Annotated in this window: 19 protein-coding genes and 2 pseudogenes; 12 read left to right on the forward strand and 9 right to left on the reverse strand. The window is 72.0% G+C overall.

The window, feature by feature from the left end:
• Window positions 1-22: 22 nt before the first annotated feature.
• The 4 genes from BM536_RS32160 to BM536_RS32175 all read right to left on the reverse strand — a co-directional run bounded on the left by BM536_RS32160 (window position 23) and on the right by BM536_RS32175 (window position 3,242).
• Window positions 23-991: a complex I subunit 1/NuoH family protein gene (locus BM536_RS32160; protein ID WP_073492983.1), complete on the reverse strand. Its 969-nt coding sequence runs from the start codon at window positions 989-991 to the stop codon at window positions 23-25.
• Window positions 992-1,693: 702 nt separating this feature from the next.
• Window positions 1,694-2,254, reverse strand: coding sequence for an NADH-quinone oxidoreductase subunit C (locus BM536_RS41945; RefSeq protein ID WP_245873891.1), 561 nt, complete (start codon window positions 2,252-2,254; stop codon window positions 1,694-1,696).
• A complete protein-coding gene (locus BM536_RS32170) occupies window positions 2,251-2,856 on the reverse strand; it encodes an NADH-quinone oxidoreductase subunit B (protein WP_073499889.1) in 606 nt (201 codons plus the stop codon). Before BM536_RS32170 ends, BM536_RS41945 begins: the two co-directional genes overlap by 4 nt.
• A complete protein-coding gene (locus BM536_RS32175; protein WP_073499893.1) occupies window positions 2,847-3,242 on the reverse strand; it encodes an NADH-quinone oxidoreductase subunit A in 396 nt (131 codons plus the stop codon). The genes BM536_RS32170 and BM536_RS32175 overlap by 10 nt, the downstream gene beginning before the upstream one ends.
• 212 nt (window positions 3,243-3,454) lie before the next feature.
• Here BM536_RS32175 and BM536_RS32180 point away from each other — a divergent pair, with 212 nt between their 5' ends.
• From BM536_RS32180 to rarD, 7 genes and pseudogenes are all read left to right on the forward strand, one after another.
• Window positions 3,455-4,693: a sensor histidine kinase gene (locus BM536_RS32180; protein ID WP_073499891.1), complete on the forward strand. Its 1,239-nt coding sequence runs from the start codon at window positions 3,455-3,457 to the stop codon at window positions 4,691-4,693.
• Window positions 4,694-4,931: 238 nt separating this feature from the next.
• A pseudogene (locus tag BM536_RS32185) lies at window positions 4,932-6,331 on the forward strand (sensor histidine kinase).
• 585 nt (window positions 6,332-6,916) lie between these two features.
• A complete protein-coding gene (locus tag BM536_RS32190) occupies window positions 6,917-7,588 on the forward strand; it encodes a response regulator transcription factor (protein WP_094103917.1) in 672 nt (223 codons plus the stop codon).
• 351 nt (window positions 7,589-7,939) lie between these two features.
• Entirely contained in the window at window positions 7,940-9,886 is a 1,947-nt protein-coding gene (locus tag BM536_RS32195) for a 2-oxoacid:acceptor oxidoreductase subunit alpha (RefSeq protein WP_073498745.1), read from the forward strand.
• Window positions 9,879-10,958, forward strand: coding sequence for a 2-oxoacid:ferredoxin oxidoreductase subunit beta (locus tag BM536_RS32200; protein WP_073498743.1), 1,080 nt, complete (start codon window positions 9,879-9,881; stop codon window positions 10,956-10,958). Before BM536_RS32195 ends, BM536_RS32200 begins: the two co-directional genes overlap by 8 nt.
• Window positions 10,959-11,373: 415 nt before the next feature.
• Window positions 11,374-12,227: pseudogene (locus BM536_RS32205) on the forward strand (SDR family oxidoreductase).
• A 162-nt stretch (window positions 12,228-12,389) separates the two neighbouring features.
• The gene (gene rarD / locus BM536_RS32210; RefSeq protein ID WP_073498741.1) at window positions 12,390-13,472 is read left to right on the forward strand and encodes an EamA family transporter RarD; all 1,083 of its coding nucleotides are present in this window, start codon (window positions 12,390-12,392) and stop codon (window positions 13,470-13,472) included.
• Window positions 13,473-13,820: 348 nt separating this feature from the next.
• Here rarD and BM536_RS32215 read toward each other — a convergent pair whose 3' ends face one another.
• A complete protein-coding gene (locus BM536_RS32215) occupies window positions 13,821-14,396 on the reverse strand; it encodes a CGNR zinc finger domain-containing protein (RefSeq protein ID WP_073498747.1) in 576 nt (191 codons plus the stop codon).
• 197 nt (window positions 14,397-14,593) lie between these two features.
• Here BM536_RS32215 and BM536_RS32220 point away from each other — a divergent pair, with 197 nt between their 5' ends.
• The gene (locus BM536_RS32220) at window positions 14,594-15,106 is read left to right on the forward strand and encodes a VOC family protein (RefSeq protein WP_073498739.1); all 513 of its coding nucleotides are present in this window, start codon (window positions 14,594-14,596) and stop codon (window positions 15,104-15,106) included.
• 295 nt (window positions 15,107-15,401) lie between these two features.
• The gene (locus BM536_RS32225) at window positions 15,402-16,355 is read left to right on the forward strand and encodes a M28 family metallopeptidase (protein ID WP_073498738.1); all 954 of its coding nucleotides are present in this window, start codon (window positions 15,402-15,404) and stop codon (window positions 16,353-16,355) included.
• Between the two features lie 51 nt (window positions 16,356-16,406).
• Here the strand turns inward: BM536_RS32225 and BM536_RS44465 are convergent, their stop codons facing one another.
• Window positions 16,407-16,955 (reverse strand): hypothetical protein, encoded by a 549-nt coding sequence (locus BM536_RS44465; protein WP_342748855.1) that lies wholly within the window; start codon window positions 16,953-16,955, stop codon window positions 16,407-16,409.
• Window positions 16,956-17,956: 1,001 nt separating this feature from the next.
• On the opposite strand from BM536_RS44465, the gene BM536_RS32235 reads away from it, so the two are divergent.
• The 3 genes from BM536_RS32235 (at window position 17,957) to BM536_RS32245 (ending at window position 20,484) form a co-directional block, all read left to right on the forward strand.
• Window positions 17,957-18,478, forward strand: a complete 522-nt coding sequence (locus BM536_RS32235) for a hypothetical protein (RefSeq protein WP_094103805.1) — start codon at window positions 17,957-17,959, stop codon at window positions 18,476-18,478.
• 14 nt (window positions 18,479-18,492) lie between these two features.
• Window positions 18,493-19,758, forward strand: coding sequence for an amidase family protein (locus BM536_RS32240; RefSeq protein ID WP_094103806.1), 1,266 nt, complete (start codon window positions 18,493-18,495; stop codon window positions 19,756-19,758).
• 138 nt (window positions 19,759-19,896) lie between these two features.
• The gene (locus BM536_RS32245) at window positions 19,897-20,484 is read left to right on the forward strand and encodes a flavodoxin family protein (RefSeq protein WP_073499510.1); all 588 of its coding nucleotides are present in this window, start codon (window positions 19,897-19,899) and stop codon (window positions 20,482-20,484) included.
• A gap of 41 nt (window positions 20,485-20,525) precedes the next feature.
• Here BM536_RS32245 and BM536_RS32250 read toward each other — a convergent pair whose 3' ends face one another.
• The 3 genes from BM536_RS32250 to BM536_RS32260 form a co-directional block, all read right to left on the reverse strand.
• Window positions 20,526-21,566: an ABC transporter permease gene (locus BM536_RS32250; protein ID WP_245873893.1), complete on the reverse strand. Its 1,041-nt coding sequence runs from the start codon at window positions 21,564-21,566 to the stop codon at window positions 20,526-20,528.
• Complete coding sequence (locus tag BM536_RS32255) at window positions 21,553-22,542, reverse strand: ABC transporter ATP-binding protein (RefSeq protein ID WP_073499512.1); 990 nt, start codon at window positions 22,540-22,542, stop codon at window positions 21,553-21,555. Before BM536_RS32255 ends, BM536_RS32250 begins: the two co-directional genes overlap by 14 nt.
• An 83-nt stretch (window positions 22,543-22,625) precedes the next feature.
• Window positions 22,626-23,846 (reverse strand): LolA family protein, encoded by a 1,221-nt coding sequence (locus BM536_RS32260; protein WP_073499514.1) that lies wholly within the window; start codon window positions 23,844-23,846, stop codon window positions 22,626-22,628.
• Window positions 23,847-24,068 lie beyond the last annotated feature (222 nt).

The raw sequence follows: 24,068 nt of genomic DNA on the forward strand, positions 1-24,068 counted from the left end.
TGGTCGGGTGACGGGCGGGACATCAGGAGATCACCACCTTGACGACGCCGGTGAGGGCGATCTGGGCGAGGGAAAGGGGGACGAGGAGGGTCCAGGAGAGCTTCTGGAGCTGGTCCTCGCGCAGTCGCGGGTAGGTGACGCGCAGCCAGATCACGACGAAGGCGAGGACGGCCGACTTCAGCAGGGTCCAGACCCAGCCGAGGCCGTCGGCGCCCCAGGGACCGTGCCAGCCGCCCAGGAAGAGGACGGTGGTCAGACCGCACAGGACGACGATCCCGGCGTACTCGGCGAGGAGGAACAGGGCGAAGCGGAGGCCCGTGTACTCGGTGTAGGCACCGAAGATGATCTCCGAGTCGGCGACGGGCATGTCGAACGGGGGGCGCTGCAGTTCGGCGAGGCCGGCGATGAAGAAGACGATCGCGCCGACGATCTGCCAGGGCAGCCACCACCACTCGAAGGCGTCGACGATGCCGGGGAGGGACACCGTCCCGGCCGCCATGGCGACGGAGGCGGCGGTGAGCAGCATCGGGAGTTCGTAGGCGAGGAGCTGGGCGGCGGTGCGCAGGCCGCCGAGGAGGGAGAACTTGTTCGCGCTGGCCCAGCCGGCCATGAGGGAGCCGAGGACGCCGACGCCCATGACGGCCAGGACGAAGAAGACGCCCGCGTCGACGACCTCGCCGACGGCGCCGTCGCCGGGGCCGATGGGGATCGCGAGGAGCACCAGGAGGTACGGGAGCAGGGCGACGGCGGGAGCGAGCTGGAAGATACGGCGGTCCGCGCCCGCGGGGACGATGTCCTCCTTCTGCGCGAACTTCACGCCGTCCGCGACGAGCTGGGCCCAGCCGTGGAAGCCGCCGGCGTACATCGGGCCGAGGCGGCCCTGCATGTGGGCCATCACCTTGTGCTCGGCCTGACCGACGATCAGGGGGAAGGTGAGGAAGACGACGAAGACGATCAGGAGTCGCAGGGCGACGTCGAGAGCGTCGTTCACTGCGGGCCTCCCTGGGGGTTCGCCGGGGTGTCCTTGTCGGAGGGGTCGTTGTCGGGCGGGTCGTTCTCGGGAGCGGGCTCTTGGGGCGTCGCCGGTTGCTCGGGCTCGGGGTGCTTCGGGTCCCGGTCCGGGTCCTGGAAGGCGGGGCGGGCGTGGTGCCAGGGGGCGTCGGCGCTGCGGGGTGCCCCGCCGGGGGGTGGCCGACGGCCGGCCGGGCGAGCCCTGGGACGTGCGGCGCGGGTCCGCCGGGGGCTGGGCCGTCCCGTCTGAGGTCGGGGACTCCGGAGCGGTGGGCCCGGTGCCTGTCTCGTCCTGGGCCGTCCCGTCCGACGCCGGGGCCTCCGGGGACGTGCCCTCTGCCCGCTGCGAAGCAGACCCTTGGCTCACGCTTCGGGACCGGCGGGGGGGCGGCGGGCCGGACCGGGGGGCTGGTCGGCTGCCTGGCCGGCCGAGCCCTCGGCGGCCGTCCGGGCGTGTCGTGCGGGGCCGTCGGCCGCGGTCGGCGGTGTCTCCGCGGCGGCGGCAGGCCGGCCGGCCTCCTGGCTGACCGGCTGGCGCGGGGCTTGGCCGACAGCCGGCTGATCCGTGGCCTGGCCGCCGAGCCCTCCGACGCCGTCTCCGCGATGCCCGACACCGGCACCCCGAGGTCCAGCGCGATCTGCACGGTCCAGCGGCCGGTGCCCTTCTGCTCGGGTTGGCCCTTCAGGGGGCCCCACTCGTTGGGGTCGGGGACGCCCGGGGGGGAGCATCTGGCGGCGCTTGGGGGCCGCCGTGCTCGGACTCGCCGGGTTCCTTCGCGCCGGGCCAGGCCTTGGCGACGCGGGCGGCGAGGACGAAGTCCTTGCGCAGGGGGTGGCCCTCGAAGTTCTCGGGGAGGAGGAGGTGGTCCAGGGCCGGGTGGTTGGCGAAGACGACGCCGAACATCTCGTGGGTCTCGCGTTCGTGCCAGGCGGCGCCCGCGTAGACGTCGACGGCGGAGGCGAGCGTCGGGGCCTCGTGCGGGACGGTCGTGCGCACCAGCAGCCGGCGGACCGGTGTCAGGGCGACGACGTGCGCGCAGACGCGGAAGCCGGTGTCCGGTTCGTCGACCGCGCTGAGCCAGTCGAAGTAGGTGCAGGCCAGCCGGTCGCGGGCGGTCAGGAGTGCCTCGGTCCAGGACTGCGGCGGTACGTCGACCGTCAGGACCTCGTACGACTCCTCGGCGGTGGCCTCCGGGCCGAAGAGTTCCTCGGCGGGGGCGGGCAGCCAGCCGACGGTGGTCATCGGGCGTCCCCCTCCGCGGCCGGCGGCCGTACGAGCCCGCTCTGGAGGGCAGCCGCCGAAGGGCGGTCGGTGCCGGTGGCGTAGCGCTCCCCCAGCGACTCGCGCGCGATCTTCTCCTGGAGTTTGAGGATGCCCTGGAGCAGCGCCTCGGGGCGCGGCGGGCAGCCGGGGACGTACACGTCGACCGGGATGATCTGGTCGACGCCCTTGGTGACGGAGTAGGAGTCCCAGTAGGGGCCGCCGCAGTTGCTGCACGCGCCGAAGGAGATGACGTACTTCGGTTCGGGCATCTGTTCGTAGAGGCGTTTGACGGCCGGGGCCATCTTGTCCGTGACCGTGCCCGAGACGACCATCAGGTCGGCCTGGCGCGGGCCCGGCGCGAAGGGGATGACGCCCAGACGGATGAAGTCGTGGCGGGCCATCGACGCGGCGATGAACTCGATCGCGCAGCAGGCGAGGCCGAAGTTGAAGACCCAGAGCGAGTAGCGGCGGCCCCAGTTCAGGACGACCTTCATCGGCTCGGGGGCGAGGCGGGACAACGCACCCAGCCGCTTCGGCTCGGGAAGCAGCACCGGCTCGGGGGCGGGCGGGTTCACGTCCATGTCAGGACGCCCTTCTTGTAGGCGTACAGCAGGCCCACGGCCAGGAAGCCGAGGAAGATGAACATCTCCACGAGCGTGGCCGCGCCGTAGCCGGGGGCGGCGAAGACCGTCGCCCAGGGGAACAGGAAGATCGAGTCGACGGCGAAGATGACGTAGAGGAAGGCGTAGACGTAGTAGCGGACCTGGGTGTGGGCCCAGCCCTCGCCGACGGGGTCGACGCCGCACTCGTACGTCAGGAGCTTCTCGGGGGTCGGGACCACGGGGCGCAGCAGGCGGCCCGCCCCGAACGCGACCGCGACGAAGAGCACGCCGATGACGGCGAGGAGTCCGACGACCGCGTAGGAGTCGAAGTAGTCCGACGCCACGACGACCGTCGGTTCCCTCAGCGCTGCTTGCGACGACTGCGGCACGGTCCGTCCCTCGCTCCCCGACCCGACCTCGGCCTGTTCGACGATCTGTACGCACGGGAGTCTAGGGCCTGATAAAGGCACGGTAAGCAGGCCGTCACAGCTGAGGCAACGGGGGTGGGGTTTTCCCCAGGGACTCCTGGCGGCGAACTCCATGGCGCGGGGGCGTCTCGCGCGGCACGCTAACCCATATGACCGTATCCAAACCCGCTTCCACGGCCGTGCGTCCGCGCGCCGTGCCCGTCGAGTCCGCCGCCGGCCGGGACGCGCCGGGGGCCGACGAGCAGTTGCCGCGCGTCCGGTTCGCCTACGACCCGCGGACGTGGAAGGAGATCGCACACCTTCTGACGAACCTGCCGATGTCGGTCGTCGGTTTCACCTACGTGATGACGGTGCTGTTCACCGGCGCCACCTTGACGCTCACGGTGGTCGGGCTGCCGGTGCTCGCGCTGGGACTGCTGGGGGCGCGGCTGATCGGCCGGTTCGAGCGGGGCCGGGCACGGATGCTGCTCGCGGTGCGGGTCGACGAGCCGAGCCCGCTGCCGTTGCGCCGGGCGGGCAACGTCTTCCAGGGCATGTGGCTGGTGCTGAAGGACCCGGTGGCCTGGCGGACGGTGCTGTACGACTTCATCCGGCTGCCGTGGGGGATCCTCACCTTCGCGGTGACGCTGACGTCGTTGTTCGTGCTGTGGCCGGTGCTGCCGTTCCTGGCCCGGGGGCTGACCAACGCGGACCGGGCGATGGTGCGGGCCCTGCTGTGCCCGTCCGACGAGCTGGAGCGGCGGATCGCCGAGCTGGAGTCCGACCGGGGGATCGTGGTGGACACCGCCGCGGCCGATCTGCGGCGCATCGAGCGGGATCTGCACGACGGGGCGCAGGCGCGGCTGGTCAATCTGGCGATGGGGCTGGGCCTGGCCAAGGAGAAGCTGCTGGAGGACCCGGACGCGGCCTCGGTGATGGTCGAGGAGGCGCACGGCGAGGTGAAGCTCGCGCTCCAGGAGCTGCGGGACCTGGCGCGGGGGATCCATCCGGCCGTACTCACCGACCGGGGGCTGGACGCGGCGCTGTCGTCGGTGGCCTCGCGGTGCACGGTGCCGGTGCAGGTGACGGCGGATCTGCCGGCGCGGCCGGCGCAGGCCATCGAGGGCATCGCCTACTTCACCGTCTCCGAGCTGCTCCAGAACGTCAGCAAGCACAGTGGGGCGCGGTCGGCGGCCGTGGACGTGTGGCGGGTGGAGGACCGGCTGCTCATCCAGGTGCAGGACGACGGCCGGGGCGGTGCGCGGCTCGACGGCGGGACGGGGATGCGGGGGCTGGCGGACCGGCTGGGCGCCGTCGACGGGCTGTTCATCGTGGACTCCCCGGTCGGCGGGCCTACGACCGTGACGGCGGAGTTGCCCTGGCGGGACCGGACGGAGCCGACGGCGTAGGGGGCGGCGTGGGGGACCGATCCGGGACAGCTCCGGGACCGACCCGGGATCGATCCCCGCGGAGCCGTAAGGGGATCTCCGGGGTGGGACCCCCGGGGTGGGAGCGCTGAAGTCCTGAGGTAGGGAAAACCCCCCTTCCAAGAGGCCGACGGACTCCATGGTCCGCGGGGCCGCCTCCGAGGAGGGTGGAGGTAGGGGACGACACCTGCGGACGCGACAAGCAGAACGGACGACGCCGATGGCCACGCAGTACGGGCAGTACGGGGACTACGGGGACTACCGGGACTCCGGGAGCTACGGGGACCGGTCGCGGCAGGGTGAGGTGCCGGGGGCCGGGTCCGGGGAGCGTCGTCGGCACCGGCTGCCGGCCGCGTTGCGGGCGCCGGTCGAGGCTCGGGCGTGGCGGGAGTTCGCCTACGTGCTGCTGAGCCTGCCGATCAGCATCATGCTGTTCACCTTCGCCGTCACGATGCTGTCGGTGGGGGCGGGCCTGCTGGTGACGTTCCTCGGGGTGCCGGTGCTGGCGGCGGGGCTGGCGGCGTGCCGGGGCTTCGGGAGCGTGGAGCGGGCGCGGGCGCGGGGGCTGCTCGGGCTGGACGTGGCCACGCCGGAGCCGTTGCGGCCGCGGGGGAAGGGGGCGATGTCCTGGATGGGCGCGGTGCTCAGGAGCGGCACGTCCTGGCGGCACGTCCTGTACGCGGTGCTGCACCTGCCGTGGGCGGTGTTCTCCTTCTCCGTCGCGATCACCTTCTGGGTGTACGGCTGGGCGACGCTGACGTATCCGCTGTGGTTCTGGCTCTTCCCGCTGTACGGCGGGCAGGGCGGCCTTCAGCTGTACGGCGACGACGGGCACCGCGTGTACCTGGACAACCCGTTCGAGATCACCGTGACGGCGCTGGTGGGGCTGTTGTTCACGCTGGCCACGCCGTGGATCGTGCGGGCGCTGACGACGGTGGACCGGGTGATGGTGCACGGGCTGCTCGGGCCGTCGCGGCTGGCGTCGCGCGTGGTGGAGCTGGAGTCCGACCGGGGGGTCGTGGTCGACACGGCGGCCGCCGACCTGCGGCGTATCGAGCGGGACCTGCACGACGGGGCGCAGGCCCGGCTGGTCGCGCTGGCGATGGATCTGGGGCTCGCGAAGGAGAAGCTGCGGGAGGATCCGCGGGAGGCGGCGCGGATGGTGGACGAGGCGCACGGAGAGGTGAAGACGGCGTTGCAGGAGCTGCGGGATCTGGCGCGCGGGATTCATCCCGCCGTGTTGACCGACCGGGGGCTGGACGCGGCGTTGTCGTCGGTTGCCTCGCGGTGCACGGTGCCGGTGCAGGTGGAGGTGGACCTGGTGGAGCGGCCGGCGCGGCGATCGAGGGGATCGCGTACTTCACGGTGTCGGAGCTGCTTCAGAACGTCAGCAAGCACAGTGGGGCGAGGTCCGCGGCCGTGGATGTGTGGCGGGTGGACGAGCGGTTGATGGTGCAGGTGAGTGATGACGGGGTGGGCGGGGCGGATGCCTCCGGCGGGTCGGGGCTGGCCGGGTTGGCCGGGCGGCTCGACGCGGTGGACGGGATCCTGGTGGTGGACTCGCCGGCCGGGGGGCCCACGCGGGTGACGGCGGAGTTGCCTTGGCGGCGGGGGCAGTAGCAGTGGACGGCGGGGTGGGGCAGGGGGTTTGGCTCGCCCCACGCCGGTTTGCTCGCCCCCCACCGCCCCCTACCCTTCCCGTCCCCAGGGGCTCCGCCCCTACCCTTCCCGTCTCCATGGGCTCCGCCCCTTCGACCCCACCGGGGCTCCGCCCCCGCACCGCGGCCGGGACTCCGTCCCCTGCACCCCGTACCGGGGGCCGCCTGCCCCCCTGGGCAGGCGGCCGCTTCCCCCACGGCGAACCACCGCCCTCGGGCGCCTCGCGGGGACTCCGTCCCCCGCACTCCTGACGGGCTCCACTCCGCACCTCCCTTCTTGCAAGGGCCCGCGCCTGTCCCTCTCAGGGACCACGTTCCTCGGTCTCCGTGGGCCCGCCCCACTACCCCGACAAGGCGCCGCACCTGACTGGCGCGCGGCCGCGTCCCCGCACCCCCGCGGACTCTGCCGCCCCGCCCCTCGACGCCACCGCCCGTCAGGCGTTTCCCTCCTCCCCCGCTGAGTCCGTCGTTGTCCGGGCGCGGGTGGGGGGTTTGCTGAAATGCTGGGGGTGTTCTGTGGGTGACGGGTGGCTGGGGGCCGGCGAGCGTGGAGGTCAGGGTGCGGGTGGTCATTGCCGAGGATTCGGTGTTGTTGCGGGAGGGGCTGACGCGGTTGTTGACGGACCGGGGGCTCGAGGTGGTCGCCGGGGTCGGGGATGCCGAGGCGTTGGTGAAGACGATCACCGAGCTGGACGCCGAGGGCGCGCTGCCCGACGTGGTCGTGGCCGACGTACGGATGCCCCCTACGCATACCGACGAGGGGGTGCGGGCCGCCGTACTGCTGCGCAAGGCGCATCCGGGGCTTGGCGTGCTGGTTCTGTCGCAGTACGTGGAGGAGCGGTACGCCACCGAGCTGCTGGCCGGTTCCAGCCGGGGCGTGGGGTATCTGCTCAAGGACCGGGTGGCCGAGGTGCGGGAGTTCGTGGACGCGGTGGTGCGGGTGGCCGAGGGGGGTACGGCCCTCGATCCCGAGGTGGTCGCGCAACTCCTCGGGCGCAGCCGTAAGCAGGACGTGCTGGCCGGGCTGACCCCGCGGGAGCGGGAGGTGCTGGGGCTGATGGCCGAGGGGCGGACGAACTCGGCGATCGCGAAGCAGCTGGTGGTGAGCGACGGCGCGGTGGAGAAGCACGTCAGCAATATCTTCTCGAAGCTCGGCCTGTCCCCGAGCGACGGAGATCATCGTCGCGTTCTCGCGGTCCTCACCTATCTCAATTCGTGACAATGACAATGACAATGACAATGACAATGACAAGACAACGACACTGACGGTGACTGTGACGATGGCGATGACAATGGCGGTGGCGGTGGCGGTCTTCATCCGTCGGGCCGTGACCACCGCGGCAGTCGTCACGTCGGCCGTCTCGGAATGACCGGTTTTCCTCGTCGTGCCTTCTTGGTCATCCTGGGCAGTCGGAAATCATGGCAAGTCAGGGCGTCGGGCCGTCTCGGGGCAGTGACCGTCATACGAATGGCCGAGGGAAGGCGACCCTTACAGACGTAGGGTTGATCCAGGGAGGGCCTTCGGGAAGGCCTCTCCCACGGACAGCCGCCTCTAGGGAGGTCCAGTTCAGTGACCAGTCAGGTCAGCAGCCCAGCGGAACAGGCCGACGGAACCGACGGAACCGATGCAGCCGTCGTGGGAGAGCAGCGCAAACCGGGCGGGGCGAAGGACGTACGCCGTCTCGACCGGGTGATCATCAGGTTCGCGGGGGACTCGGGTGACGGTATGCAGCTCACCGGTGACCGTTTCACCTCGGAGACGGCGTCGTTCGGCAACGACCTGTCGACCCTGCCGAACTTCCCCGCCGAGATCCGTGCGCCCGCCGGCACCCTTCCCGGCGTGTCCTCGTTCCAGCTGCACTTCGCCGACCACGACATCCTCACGCCGGGTGATGCGCCCAATGTGCTGGTCGCGATGAATCCGGCGGCACTGAAAGCCAACATCGGCGATGTGCCGCGCGGCGCGGAGATCATCGTCAACACGGACGAGTTCACCAAACGGGCGATGCAGAAGGTGGGGTACGCGGCCTCGCCGCTGGAGGACGGTTCCCTCGACGGTTACCAGATCCACCCGGTCCCGTTGACCACTCTGACCGTCGAGGCTCTCAAGGATTTCGACCTCACCCGCAAAGAGGCCGAGCGCAGCAAGAACATGTTCGCGCTCGGCCTCTTGTCGTGGATGTACCACCGTCCGACGGAGGGGACGGAGAAGTTCCTGAAGTCGAAGTTCGCGAAGAAGCCGGACATCGCGGCCGCCAACATCGCCGCGTTCCGGGCGGGCTGGAACTTCGGCGAGACGACCGAGGACTTCGCCGTCAGCTATGAGGTCGCTCCGGCGGCCAAGGCGTTCCCGGTCGGCACCTACCGGAACATCTCCGGAAACCTGGCGCTGTCGTACGGGCTGGTCAGCGCCTCCCGGCAGGCCGATCTTCCGCTGTTCCTGGGCTCGTACCCGATCACGCCTGCCTCGGACATCCTGCACGAGCTGAGCAAGCACAAGAACTTCGGCGTACGCACCTTCCAGGCTGAGGACGAGATCGCGGGCATCGGCGCGGCGCTGGGGGCGGCGTTCGGCGGGTCGCTGGCGGTGACCACCACCTCCGGTCCCGGTGTGGCGCTGAAGTCGGAGACCATCGGGCTCGCCGTGTCGCTGGAGCTGCCGCTGCTGGTGATCGACATCCAGCGCGGCGGGCCGTCGACCGGTCTGCCCACGAAGACCGAGCAGGCGGACCTGCTCCAGGCGATGTTCGGGCGCAACGGCGAGGCCCCGGTCCCGATCGTCGCGCCCCGCACACCCGCTGACTGCTTCGACGCCGCCCTGGAGGCGGCCCGGATCGCCCTGACGTACCGCACGCCGGTGATGCTGCTGTCCGACGGCTACCTCGCCAACGGCTCCGAGCCCTGGCGCATCCCCGAGCTGGAGGAGCTGCCGGATCTGACCGTGCGGTTCGCGCAGGGCCCCAACCACACCCTGGAGGACGGCTCCGAGGTCTTCTGGCCGTACAAGCGCGACCCGCAGACCCTGGCCCGGCCGTGGGCGGTGCCGGGCACGCCGGGTCTGGAGCACCGTATCGGCGGGATCGAGAAGCAGGACGGCACCGGCAACATCTCCTACGACCCGGCCAACCACGACTTCATGGTGCGCACCCGGCAGGCCAAGATCGACGGCATCGACGTGCCCGACGTCGAGGTCGACGACCCGCACGGGGCGAGGACCCTGGTCCTGGGCTGGGGTTCCACCTACGGGCCCATCACCGCGGCCGTACGGCGGCTGCGGGCGGCCGGGGAGCCGATCGCGCAGGCCCATCTGCGGCATCTGAACCCCTTCCCGAAGAACCTGGGCGCGGTCCTGAAGGCGTACGACAAGGTCGTGATCCCGGAGATGAACCTGGGCCAGCTCGCCACCTTGATCCGGGCGAGGTATCTGGTCGACGCGCACTCGTACAACCAGGTCAACGGCATGCCGTTCAAGGCGGAACAGCTCGCCTCGGCGCTCAAGGAGGCCATCGATGGCTGACACGTCCACGGAAGGCACGGGCACGATCGAGGCGCTCTCACTCGTCCCCAAGGCCGAGGGCCGCCAGTCCATGAAGGACTTCAAGTCCGATCAGGAAGTGCGCTGGTGCCCCGGCTGCGGTGACTACGCGATCCTGGCGGCCGTCCAGGGCTTCATGCCGGAGCTGGGGCTGGCGAGAGAGAACGTCGTCTTCGTCTCGGGCATCGGCTGCTCCTCGCGTTTCCCGTACTACATGAACACCTACGGGATGCATTCGATCCACGGCCGGGCCCCGGCCATCGCGACCGGGCTCGCCGCCAGCAGGCGCGACCTGAGCGTGTGGGTGGTCACCGGGGACGGGGACGCCCTGTCCATCGGCGGCAACCACCTCATCCACGCCCTGCGGCGCAATGTGAACCTCAAGATCCTGCTGTTCAACAACCGGATCTACGGGCTGACCAAGGGGCAGTACTCCCCGACCTCCGAGGTCGGCAAGATCACCAAGTCGACGCCGATGGGCTCGCTGGACGCGCCCTTCAACCCGGTGTCGCTGGCGATCGGGGCGGAGGCGTCGTTCGTGGCGCGCACGATCGACTCCGACCGCAAGCACCTGACGGAGGTGCTGCGTCAGGCCGCCGCCCATCCGGGCACGGCCCTGGTGGAGATCTACCAGAACTGCAACATCTTCAACGACGGTGCCTTCGAGGCGCTCAAGGACCGGCAGTCGGCCGAGGAGGCGGTGATCCGGCTGGAGCACGGGCAGCCGATCCGGTTCGGCGGTGACCGGTCCAAGGGGGTCGTGCGGGACCGGGCGACCGGCGATCTGAAGGTGGTGGCGGTGACCCCGGAGAACGAGTCCGAGGTACTGGTCCACGACGCGCACTCCACGTCCCCGACCACCGCCTTCGCACTGTCCCGGCTGGCCGACCCGGACACCCTGCACCACACGCCGATCGGGGTCCTGCGCTCCGTCGAGCGGCCGGTCTACGACACCCAGATGAGCGACCAGCTCGACGAGGCGATCGACCGGCACGGCAAGGGGGACCTGGCGGCGCTGCTGGCCGGCGGGGACACCTGGACGGTCGTCGGCTGAACGACCGGACCGGCTGTACAACCGGTTGAACGACCGGTTGTACGACGTACAACGACTGAACGGCGGCTGAGCGACCAAGCACGTCTGGCGTGAACACGGGCCCGGGACCGCGGAGGTTCCGGGCCTCTGTGTTCGCGCCCGCGGGACACCGTGGCACTTGGACCCAGCACCGGACATCGCGGCACTGAACACCGCGGCACTGGACATCCCGGCACTGGACATCCCGGCACTGGACATCCCGGCACTGAACATCCCGGCACTGGACATCGCAGAACACCGTGGCTCTGACACCGCGCCACCGGCGTCAGTGCGCTTACCTTGACACCAGTACCTTACTTGAAAGTGGGTACTTTCCAGAAGTTAGCGCAGGCCTTAGGGTTAGTTGCACACCGCACCCCCCAAGGAGTTCTGAACCATGAGCATCGTCGTCACCGGAGCCACCGGACACCTCGGCCGTCACGTCGTGGAGCAGTTGCTGGAGAAGGTCCCCGCCGAGGGGATCACGGCCGTCGTGCGCGACAAGGCCAGGGCAGCCCACCTCGCCGAGCGGGGCGTGAAGCTCGCGGTCGCCGACTACAACGCACCCGAGACGTTCGACGGCCTGTTCGCCGCCGGTGACAAGGTGCTGCTGATCTCGGGCAACGAGTTCGACAAGGGCCGCCCGGCCCAGCACCAGGTCGTCATCGACGCCGCGAAGGCGGCCGGCGTCGCACTGCTGGCGTACACCAGCGCGGCCGCAGCCTGAGCGCCGCGCTGGCCGACGACCACCGCGCCACCGAGAAGGCGCTGCTCGCCTCCGGGCTGCCCTACAGCCTGCTGCGCAACGGCTGGTACCACGAGAACTACACCGAGAACCTCGCCCCGGTGCTGGAGCACAACGCCGTCGTCGCCGCAGCCGGTGACGGGCGCGTCTCCTCCGCCGCCCGCGCGGACTACGCGGCCGCCGCGGTCGCCGTACTGACCGGCGAGGGGCACGAGAACACGACGTACGAGCTGGGCGGCGACGAGGCGTGGAGCTTCGCGGAGTACGCGGCCGAGCTGAGCCGGCAGACCGGCAAGGAGATCACCTACAGCGCCGTGCCCGCCGAGACCCTGGTCGGCATCCTGACCGGCGCCGGGCTGCCCGAGCCGTTCGCCGCGATCCTGGCGGGTGTGGACGCGTCTATCGCCAGGGGCGAGCTGGTCGTCTCCACCGGTGACCTGTCCCGCCTGGCCGGCCGCCCGACCACCCCGCTGTCCGAGGCGATAGCCGCCGCGCTGAAGGGCTGACCTCGGGGGTCGGCCCCCGGGCCGGCCTCGCAGGACCTCCGACCGGCCTCCCGACCCCCGCCTGTCACGACCGTATGGCGATACGGGCATGACAGGCGGGGGCGTCCGGCGTTACCTTCGTCCACGCATGCCTGTCGTGAGGTCGTGAGAAGGAGGAGGCCCGTGACCGGGACGTCCAAGGGTGGTGAGGGCCGGATCGGCCTGCTGAACGGCTTCGCCGCCTACGGGATGTGGGGCCTCGTCCCCCTCTTCTGGCCGCTGCTCAAGCCCGCCGGCGCGGCCGAGATCCTCGCCCACCGCATGGTGTGGTCCCTCGCCTTCGTCGCCGCCGCGCTGATCGTCGTACGGCGCTGGAAGTGGGCCGGTGAGCTGTTGCGCCAGCCGCGTCGGCTCGCCCTCGTCACGGTCGCCGCCGGCGTCATCACCGTGAACTGGGGTGTCTACATCTGGGCCGTGAACAGCGGCCACGTCGTCGAGGCGTCTCTCGGCTACTTCATCAACCCGCTGGTCACCATCGCCATCGGGGTCCTGCTCCTGAAGGAGCGGCTGCGGCCCGTGCAGTGGGTGGCGGTCGGCATCGGCCTCGCCGCCGTCCTCGTGCTGACCGTCGGATACGGCCGCCCGCCGTGGATCTCGCTCTGCCTGGCCTTCTCCTTCGCCACCTACGGGCTGGTGAAGAAGAAGGTCAACCTCGGCGGGGTCGAGTCGCTGGCCGCCGAGACCGCGATCCAGTTCCTGCCGGCGCTCGGGTATCTGCTGTGGCTGTCCAGCCACGGCGGCTCCACCTTCACCGGTGAGGGCGTCGGGCACTCGGTCCTCCTCGCCTCCACCGGCATCGTCACCGCGCTGCCGCTGGTCTGCTTCGGCGCGGCGGCGATCCGGGTGCCGCTGTCCACGCTGGGCCTGTTGCAGTACATGGCGCCGGTGTTCCAGTTCCTGCTCGGCATCCTCTACTTCGGCGAGGCCATGCCGCCCGAGCGCTGGGCCGGCTTCGCGCTGGTCTGGCTGGCGCTGGTGCTGCTCACCGGGGACGCGTGGCGTTCCTCGGTCCGCACGGCCCGCTCGGCCCGGGCCGCCCGGAGCCTCGCCGCCGAGACCAGGGTGCCCAGCACCACCGTACCGACGGGCACCACCGTACCGACGGGCTCCACCGTGCCGACGGGCACCGCCGGCGCCGTACGGAAGGCGGAGAGCGTGCCGTCCGCGGTCGAGGCGCCGGAGGTCTCCCCCATCACCAAGCCGTAGGCGGCGGTCGCGGCGGGGGTCCCGCCGGCCGGACCGCATCGGGTCGAGGTGTGCGGCAGGCCGTTCGTCGGCCCCTGCTCCGCCTCGGCCACCCCGTCGGTCGCCGCGAGGGTCGACGGGCGGGAGATCGACGGCGTCTGCCTGCGCGTGCTCACCGTCACCTGCGCAGCCGGAGCGCGACGGCCTGGTCGGCCGGACCGTGCACCCGGCGCGCACTCGCCGCGCGGCGAGTGCGCATCCAGCCCCCGGGCGGCACCCTGCACCCCGCCACCGGTCCCTGGTGACCTGGACGGAACCACTACCAGGGGACGGTCGCGGCGGCGCGGGCGGTGTACGACGAGCGGGAGACTAGCTCTCCGTAAGCCGTCCGCGGGCCCGGTGGGCGCGAACCTTCTCGCGGTTGCCGCAGTGTTCCATCGCGCACCAGCGGCGGCGGCCGGGGCGGGAGGTGTCGACGAACAGCAGCCTGCAGTCGTGCGCGCCGCACTCGCGGACCCGGTGCGCGTGCGGCCCGGTGAAGAGGTCGATCGCGTCGCGGGCGACGGTCGAGAGCAGTTGGGTGCCGGTGGCGTCGGGGGCCCAGGCGCGGGTTCCGTTTGGGGTGAGGCGGGAGACGAGCGGGGCCTCGGCCGCGGCCGCGTTGAGGACGTCGAGGTGCTCCGGCCGCTGCGGGCGGCCGTGGGCCCGGTCGGCGGTGAGCAGGAAGAGGGCGTCACGTACCTCCCGTGCGCGGACCAACTCCCTTTCGGACACGGCGAGTTCCAGCCCTTCGGACAGTCTGCTGCGGGCGGCCCAGGCCGCGAGGTCGGCGGGTTCGTGCAGCACCTCGAAGCGGGCGAAGGCGCCGGGACCGCCGGTGGGCAGCAGCTCCAGGCAGAGGGCGCCCGGGTCGAAGCGGTAGGGCTTGCCGTCGCGCGAGACCAGGATCAGGCCGGGGAGCGGGCCGGGTGGTGACGACTGGCCGGCTGGTGCCGACTCGTCGACCGGTGACGACTGGCCGGGTGGTGAGAGCTGGCCGGGTGGTGACGGCTGGCTGGGCGGTGACGGCTGGCCGGGTCGTGCGGCACGTGCTTTCGGCGATGTAGACGATCCCGATGTTTTCGCGTGTCCCGGCGTTTCCGTTGCCCGCTCGCTCATGTAACCAATATAACTGGTTACATGAGCGAGACACCCGCAACGAACCCACGCCCGTCCACTGGAAACTCGTCGTCGACTCCCTCGACCCGCACACGCAGGCGGACTTCTGGGCCGCCGCGCTGCACTACACCGTCGAGGACAACAGCGCGCTCATCGAGCGTCTGCTGGGACTCGGCGCACTGCCCGGCGCGGCCACGCTGGAGCACCACGGCCGCCCGGCCTTCCGGGACCTGATCGCCGTACGGCATCCCGCGGACCCCTTCGACGCGGACAGCGGCACCGGGCTGGGGCGGCGGCTGCTGTTCCAGCGGGTGCCGGAGGAGAAGTCGGTCAAGAACCGGCTCCACCTCGACCTGCACCCCGGTGCGGGGCGGCGCGAGAGCGAGGTCGAGCGGCTCACCGCGCTCGGGGCGAGGGTGCTGCGGGAGGTGGCGGAGCCCTCCGGGGCCTGGGTGGTGATGGCGGACCCGGAGGGCAACGAGTTCTGCGTGCACTGAGCCGAGACAGGCGCGGGGGCGGGGGGCGAGACAGGCGCGTGGCGGGGGCGTAAGCGGATCCCGGTATGCGCGGCACCGGGACGACGACGGCTCCAGGGGTGCACGGCCGCCCGGCGACCGTGGCTCAAGGGGTGCACGGCCGCCCGGCGACGACGGCTCCGCTATGTGAACTCCTTGTCCAGATACCGCTCTTGACGAAGAGTTGGCCACAGCTTCACCATCCAGGCACCCCATTCACTGTGGGTTCCCTGTGGCAACCCACGGGGGACCCCTCTGGAACTCGGAGCCCCCCACCATGAAGCTCTCCGTTTCCGGGCGGGCGTCGGCGACCGCCGTCGTCGCCGCCGTCACGCTGCTCGCCACCGGATCCATAGCCGGGGCGGCGCCCGCCCCCGAGCCCGTCGCGATCGCCGCCGCACCCGACATCCCGGTGACCGCCGTCAAGGCACACCTGACGCAGCTCCAGTCCATCGCCACCGCGAACGGCGGCAACCGCGCCCACGGCCGCACCGGCTACCGGGCCTCCCTGGACTACGTGAAGGCCAAGCTGGACGCCGCCGGATTCACCACCACGATCCAGCAGTTCACCGCGTCCAGCCGCGTCGGCTACAACCTGATCGCCGACTGGCCCGGCGGCGACACCAACCAGGTCGTCATGGCCGGTTCGCACCTCGACAGCGTCAGCTCCGGCGCCGGCATCAACGACAACGGGACCGGCTCGGCGGCCGTGCTGGAGGCCGCGCTCGCCGTCGCCCGCACCGGCTATCAGCCCACCAAGCATCTCCGATTCGCCTGGTGGGGCGCCGAGGAACTCGGTCTGGTGGGCTCGCGCTACTACGTGAACAACCTGTCGGCCGCCAACCGCGCCCGGATCAGCGGTTACCTCAACTTCGACATGATCGGCTCGCCGAATCCCGGCTACTTCGTCTACGACGACGACCCGGCCATCGAGAAGACCTTCAAGGACTACTTCGCGGGCATCGGCGTAGCCACGGAGATCGAGACCGAGGGCGACGGCCGCTCCGACCACGCGCCCTTCAAGAGCGCGGGCGTCCCGGTCGGCGGCCTGTTCACCGGGGCGAGCCGCGCGAAGACGGCGGCGCAGGCGACCAAGTGGGGCGGTACGGCCGGACAGGCCTTCGACCGCTGCTACCACTCCTCCTGCGACACCACCGCCAACGTCAACGACACCGCCCTCAACCGCAACGCGGACGCGCTCGCACACGCGGTGTGGACGTTGTCGCAGTAGGCCCGCGCCTCACCCCCGTAGCCCCGCGCCTCACCCCCGTGGGCCCACGCCTCACCCCCGCGGGCCCACGCCCTGTCCCTGCGGGCCCGTACCCGAGTCGCGGGCCCGTCGGGCCAGCCGGGTCATCCGGGACGTGGCCGAATCCAGTTCCTCGGCGTCCTCGGCGGCGGGGCCGCCGTCGGTGACCAACTCGGTCCACAGGGTCAGGAGTTCGGTGCCGAGGTTCAGGCCCTGGAAGGGGTCCCGCACGGCACGCCAGGCCGTCGCCGCGCTCTGTACGTTGCCGTACGCGGCCTCCGCGTCCCGGTTGCCGTGGTGGATGCGGGCCAGGTCGAGCGAGAGGTGGAAGGAGCGGACCGGGTCTCCGGCCAAGTAGGCGATGTAAGAGGCCAGTTCCCGCAACGCGAGCACCTCGGGGTGCTCCGGCCCCAGCGTCGCCGAAGCCTCGGACACGGTCCGCTCCGCGAGCGCCGCGGCCGTGTCCGTACGTCCCGCCCGTACGGCCTCGTTGATCCGCGCCATCGGCTCGCCGAGCAGCGCGGGCGCCCCGTCGACCCCGGGCAGCGAGCGCGGATCGTCCCCGAGCACGGCCTCCGCCACGGCGTCGAAGCCACGGGCGGGAGTCGGCCTGGGCTCGGCCCGGGGTCGATCCCCAGGGCCGCTTCGGGGGCGGGGAGGGTCGGGTGGGGGGGTCGGGGTGGGGGCGGGCGTCCTCGGGGATCCGGTCCATCACCGGCGGTGGGCCGAACACGCCGGTCGGAGCGACGGCTGCGCCCGGGATCCCGTCCTGCGGCTCCACCGGATGCACCAGCTCCACCGGATGCAGCAACTCCAGCGGATGTACCGGCTCCGCCGGCTCCACGGGAGGCGCGAGATGCGCCGGATGCGCCGGCTCCGCCTGCTGGCGGCGCAGGAAGTGCGTGGGCTTGTCCTGCCGGGTCGGTGCCGGCGGAACGGCCGCCTCGGCAAGCTCCGAGGGCGGCGCGATCGGCGCCGCGGTGAGCGGGGCCGCAGTGAGCGGGGCCGCGGTGGGCGATGCCGCCGTGGGCGGGGCCGACGGCCGGTCGCCCGGCTCCCTCGGCGGGGCCACCCGTAGGGGCTCCCCCGCGAAGTGGCTGGAACCGTCCGGCTCGACGCGCAGCGGGACGACGTAGCCGATGCGCTCGTCGTGAACCGTGGCGAGCACCGGGTGCCCGGTGGCGAGGGCGATGCGGTGCAGATGGCCGAGGACGGCCTGCTGGAGTTCCTGCCCGTCCGCGGCGACGACGGGGACGCCGCCGATGCTCGCCGGCCCGCCCCCGAGGACGTGCACGTCGAGCGGCGCCACCGCGACGGCCGGACGCCCGTCGTACTTCTGTGCCCGCTTCTTCTCGCGGCTGAGTCGAGACATCGGTTCCTCACCCTGACACGTCGCCGTGCACGTACGTTGTGCTCATCACCCGTGCACCCACACGTACACGTACTGTTGAGTCTCTCCGGCCGTGCCCGGTTCGCACGTCACCGCGACGTCACAGCCTCGTTCCAAGGCCCGCGCGGTCACGGGGATCCGGCGACGGTCCGGCGGCGCGGGCGGGCGGTGGCGACGACGAGGAGTGCGGGGCATGCGGACGACGGACGGGCGGCTGCCGGGACCGGAGATCTGGATCCGCGGCCCGGTGCCGGCGCCGGAGCCCCCACCGGGGCCGTACCCCTCGCCCCCCGGACCCCGTCGCTTCTCCTGGCTCGGCACGCACGGCGGGGCCGGCGCCTCCACACTCGCCGCGGTCTACGGCGGCCACGACTGCGGACGGGACTGGCCCGGCGCGGACGTCCCGCCGTCCGTGCTGCTCGTGGGCCGCACCCACGCGTCCGGACTGGAGTCGGTGCTGCGGACCCTGGAGGTCTTCCGGCGCGGGCAGGCCCCGGCGGGCCTCGATCTGGACGCGGTCGTGCTGGTCGCGGACGCGCCGGGCCGGCTGCCGCGCCAACTCGCGCAGCGGGTACGGCTGATCGAGTCGGTCATCGACGTGTACCGGGTGCCTTGGGTACCGGACTGGCGCCTCGGTGACCTGTCGGGCACCCCGCCCCGCGAGACGGAACCCCTGGTCCGCCTCACCAGCACGGCCGCCCGGCGGACGCGCTGAGCGCAGCGCCGCCCATGCCCCCCGCCTCGGCCGTCGGGCTCGCCGCCGCCGTCCGGGAGGGGCGGCTGCGGGCCGTCGACGCGGTGGCCGGGGCGCTGGAGCGGATCCGGCGGGAGGACCGGGCGCTGGGCGCGTTCGCCGAGGTGTGGGAGGACGCGGCGGCGGAGCGGGCGGCCGAGGTCGACGCGCGGATCGCCGCGGGCGAGCGGCCGGCGCTGGCCGGGGTGCCGATCGGCGTCAAGGGCCGGCACGGGCTGCGTACGGCGGGGGCGCTGATGGCCGCCGGCTGCGTACCGGTGGGTGCGACGGCCGTGCCCGGACCCGGAACTCCCTGGCAGACCTGGGGACTCGGCGCACACGGCCATACCGTCAACCCCTGGCGCGCCGACCGCACTCCCGGCGGGTCCTCGGCCGGTTCGGCGGCGGCGGTCGCGGCCGGCCTGGTGCCGCTGGCGACCGGCAGCGACGGCGCGGGCTCGGTGCGCATCCCCGCGGCCTGGTGCGGCGTCGTCGGCCTGAAGGTCACGAACGGCCGCTTCCCGTCCGCCGACCGTACGGGGCTCGCGGCGCCGGGCGTACTGGTTCGGTACGCGGCGGACGCGGCGGCGTACTGGAGGGTGCTGTCCGGGGAGGGCCAGGGACCCGGACTCGGGCCGCTCACCGCCGTCTTCTCCCCCGGTCTCGGGTTCGCCGACCCCGACCCGGAGCCCCTGCACCTCGCGCGGACCGCCTTCGCCCGCCTCGTGGAGACCGGTGTCGTACGGCTGCCGCGGTGCGAGGTGCCGTTGCGGCTGGAGGATCCCGCGCCCGCCTGGCTCGCGCTCCGCGCGGCGGGTGCCACCTCGGGCGTACGGGGCCTGCCTGACGTACGGGATGTACGGGATACCCCGGATGCACGGGATACCCCGGATGCACGGGATACCCCGGGTGTGCGGGATATCTCGGATGTGCGGGGTGTGCGGGATGTGCGGGGTGTGCGGGATGTCAATGACCGTCGGTTGGCCGCCCTCTTCGGCCGGGTGGACCTGTTGCTGACCCCTACCACCCCGCATCCCGCGCACGGCCACGACGGCCCCGGAGACCGCTATTCGACGGCGCTGACGTGGGCGTTCAACCTGAGCGGGCATCCGGCGATCAGCATTCCGGCGGGGATCGGCGAGGACGGCTGCCCGGTGGGGCTCCAGGTGGTGGCGGCACACGGGCGGGAGGCGGCGCTGCTCGCCGTGGCGGCGGCCGCGGAGGCACGGGCGGGGATACTCGGCGCCCCCTCGAAGCCCTGACCCTCGGCGCCCTCGACCCTCCGCACTCCCGGTGACCCTGCGCCCCCGGTCCCCCTGCCAACCCCTTGGCGTTAATGCTTGCACATACATATAATGCACGTGCGCCTTACAGTCGCACGCCGACAATTTGGGGAACCCATGAGCACCCGACGCTTTCTGTTCGTACTGGGCAGCAGCCGCCCCGAGGGCAACACGGAGCAACTGGCCCGCGCCGCCGCCGAGCAACTCCCCGCCGATGTCGCGCAGGAGTGGATCAGCCTCGCCGAGCATCCGCTGCCCGACTTCGAGGACCTGCGCCACGACAGCGACCACGTCCGTCCCACGGAGGGCAGCGTGGCCCGGCTGCTCGACGCCACACTCGCGGCGACCGACATCGTGATCGCCTCGCCGCTGTACTGGTACACGTTGTCCGGCCAGGCCAAGCGCTACCTGGACTACTGGTCGGGCTGGCTGCGCACCCCCGGCGTCGACCTCAAGGCGACCCTGGCCGGGCGCACCCTGTGGGGAGTCACCGCGCTCGCCGAGGAGCGGCAGGCGGTGGCCGATCCGCTGGTCGGCGCGCTGAGGAACTCGGCCGCGTACATGGGGATGCGGTTCGGCGGGGTACTGCTCGGCAACGGCAGCAAGCCGGGTGACGTCCTCGACGACACGCAGGCCCTGGCCCGCGCGAAGACCTTCTTCGCGCAGCCCGCGCCGCTCGCCCGCTACACCTTCGAGACCGACTGACCGCGGGCGCCGGGCCCCGCAGAGGCCGGGCCGCGCGGGGGTTACGCCGTGACGTCCTTCGTCGTGAAGCGCGCCCAGGCCGCCGAGCCGAAGACGGCGACGTACACCGCCTGGAGCCCGAGGTTCTTCTGGAGTTCCACCCAGTAGACGGGTTCGCGCATCAGGTCGGCGAAGGACAGCCAGTAGTGGGAGAAGAGGTAGGGCTGGATCGCGTGCAACTGCGGGATCTGGTCGAGGATCTGCACGGTGGTGAGCAGGCCCACGGTCGTCGCCATGGCCGCGATGCCGCTGTTGGTGAGCGTGGAGACGAACAGTCCGAGCGCGGCCACGCCGAGCAGCGAGGCGGTGACGGCCAGGGCGATGAACAAGGCCCGCACCAGGCCGTCGGCGAGGGAGATACGGGTGCCGGAGATGGTCGTGAGGTCGCCGAGCGGGAACAGCAGCGCACCCACCGCCAGTGCCGACACCGCGACGACCAGGGTGGCCAGCAGGCAGAAGGTCACCGTGGTCGCGTACTTGGCCAGCAGCAGGCGGGTGCGGCCGGCGGGCGCGACGAGGAGATAGCGCAGGGTGCCGGAGTTCGCCTCGCCGGCGACCGCGTCCCCCGCGACGACGCCGACGGCCATCGGCAGGAGGAACGGGAGCGTGGCGGCCAGCGCGGTGAAGACCAGGAACAGGCCGTTGTTGGTGATCTGCGCCATGAAGGCCGGCCCCGCGCCGCCGTCGCCCCGCTGACCGGCCGTCGAACCGTCACCGGTCTCGATCTTCACGGCGATCCCGACCAGCACCGGCACGGCGGCCAGCACGCCCAGCAGGGCGAGGGTCCGCCAGCGGCGCAGGGTGATGGTCAGCTCGCTGCGGAAGAGTCCGAGGGTCCACAGCCGGCTGACGGGGCGGCCGATTGCGCCGCCCGCCACCCATGCGGCCTCCACCGGTGCGGCCTGTCCCGGTGCTGCCTCCACCGAGGCGGCCTCGACCGAGGCGGCCTCCCCCGATTCGGCCTCCACCGAGGCGGCCTCCACCGAGGCGGCCTCGCCTGGTGCGGCCTTCACCGGTACGGCCTTCGCTTCAGCCCGCCACATCGAAGCCCTCCCCCGTCAGTGCGACGAAGGCGTCCTCCAGGGAGGCCCGTTCCACGCCGAAGCCGCGCACGCGGACACCTGCCGCCACCAACGCCTCGTTGAGTTCGGCGAGTTCACGGTCGGCGGGCTCGCCCGTCACCCGGTCCTCGGTGACGACCACGTCCGCCACGCCCTGTTCCTTCAGCACCCGTGCCGCGTCCGCCGCGTCCGGGGTGGTCACGACCAGCCGCCCACGCGCACGGGCCGCCAGGTCGGACACCGGGCCCTGGGTGAGGAGCCGCCCACGTGCCATGACGGCCGCGTGCGTGCAGACCTGCTCGATCTCGTCGAGGAGGTGCGAGGAGAGGAAGACCGTGGTGCCCTCCGCCGCCAACTCCCGCACGAGGACGCGGATCTCGCGCATGCCCTGTGGATCGAGACCGTTGGTCGGCTCGTCCAGGACCAGCAGCCGGCGGGGCTGGAGGAGCGCGGCTGCCAGGCCCAGCCGCTGCTTCATCCCGAGCGAGTAGGCCTTCGCCTTCTTGCCGGCGGCGGCCGTCATGCCGACGCGCTCCAGTGCCGAGGCCACACGGGCACGCCGGGTGCGGGGGTCGGCGGTCGGATCGGCGGCGTCGTAGCGCAGGAGGTTGTCGCGGCCGGAGAGGAAGCCGTAGAGGGCGGGGCCCTCGATGAGCGCGCCGACATGCGGCAGCACGGCGCGGGAGGCGCGGGGCATGGGGTGCCCCAGCACCCGCGCCGTGCCGGAGGTGGGCTCGATGAGGCCCATCAGCATGCGGATGGTGGTGGTCTTGCCGGAGCCGTTCGGACCGAGGAAGCCGAAGACACTGCCCGCCGGGACGGCCAGGTCGAGGCCGTCGACGGCGAGCTGTCCGCCGCGGTAGCGCTTGGTCAGGGCGTGGGTGTGGATGACGGTGTCCACGTCGGCCGGACCCGGCGCCCCGAGCGCCGCCTCCGCCGACTCGTCGTCGTCATCCATCGGCTCCCCCGTCCTCTGCCCCCCGTCCCGTCCCGTCCCCCGATCGGTGGTGACACGTCAGGGTACTGACTGCCTCCCGGCGCCTACTTCCCGGTGTTCGCCGCCTTCACGAGGGCGTCCTTGGTGACGGCGCCGACGTAGACCTTGCCGTCGTCCGTGACCAGGGCGTTGACCAGGCGGGTGGAGAAGACGGTGCCCGAGCCGAACTTGCCGTCGACCTTGTCGCCGAAGGAACCCAGGAACCCGCCGAGACCACCCGCGTCGGGGAGGTCGCCGGAGGAGGGCATGCCCTCGCCGCCGGAGTCGAAGGTGGCGACGGAGGTCCACCCGTCGCCGAGGACGTCGAGCCCGGCGAGGTCCTTCGCGAAGTCGCCTTCCAGGTCGCCCTTGGAAGGCGCGGGTGCCTCGGCCGCGGCGTCCGCGCCGTCCTCCTCCGTCACCTTCGCGCCCTTGGGCGGGGTGAAGTCGAAGGTGGCGGCGCCCGGCTTGGCGAAGCTGACCTGGGTGAAGCCGGCGTCGACGACGGCGGCGCCGCCGCTCGCCGGGGTCAGCGTGAACTTGAGCGGCAGGCCCGTCCTCGCGTCCACGGCCACACTGATCGCGCCGACGGTCGAACCGGACTGCTTGGGCTTGACCAGCAGCTTGTAGGCATCGCGGCCGGCCACCTGGACGGTGCCGTCCACGGTCACCGACGTGGTGTCGTCGACGGCCTTCAGGGCTTCGTCGGTGAGGTCCTTCGGCGTGGTGGGAACGGGCTCGGCCGCCTCCGTCCCCTGTTCGACGGTGGAGTGGTACACCTCGTTGGAGGCGCTGTCGTACCCCCACACGTCCTTGCCGTTGTGGATGAGGCTGTACTCGGCGGCGTTCTCCAGGAGGGACAGCTTCTGCCTGTCCGGGCCGTCGGCGGCGACGCGCAGGGTGTGGGTGCCGGAGGCGAGTTCGGTGAGCTTGGCGGAGGGGTCGGCGGAGGACCCGCCGTCGTCGCCGGTGGCCCCGGTCGCCCCGGAGAGGAGCCCGCTCTCCAGCCCGCCCAGGTCGGGCAGGCCGAGGTCGGTGGTGATCTTCACCGTGCCGGACAGCTGCTGGACGTCCGACGCGGCGATCTTCTCGATGAGCTGCTGTGCGGTGATCTTCGGCAGGTCGGGGTCGCCCGAGTCGGCGAGCGCCGGGACCAGCCCGATCGTCGCCGCCGCGACACCGATCACGGTGACCGGAACGATGTACCGCACGGCCTTGCGCCGTCCGACACGCAGATCGTCGGCCTTCCCGGCGGGCGTGCTGTCGTCGGATGCGTACGGTGCCATGTGTGCCTTACCTCCGTCGTCGGCGGCGGCCGGTCGTCGCGCGGGTCAACGTCCCCCGCTCAAGCCGCCATTCTCACCCGAATCGGTGAGGAGTGGTGATTTCCGTATTCCCTATCTGACCAAATCAGCCACCCGCTTACGTCAACCCGAGGGCCCAACTCGACGTACACCTGGGGTATGACGCGGGGGTGGGGGGCGTCAGGGTGGAGTGGGGGAGGGAGC

It is taken from the genome of Streptomyces phaeoluteigriseus, from assembly GCF_001896135.2.
Taxonomy (GTDB): Bacteria; Actinomycetota; Actinomycetes; order Streptomycetales; family Streptomycetaceae; genus Streptomyces; species Streptomyces phaeoluteigriseus.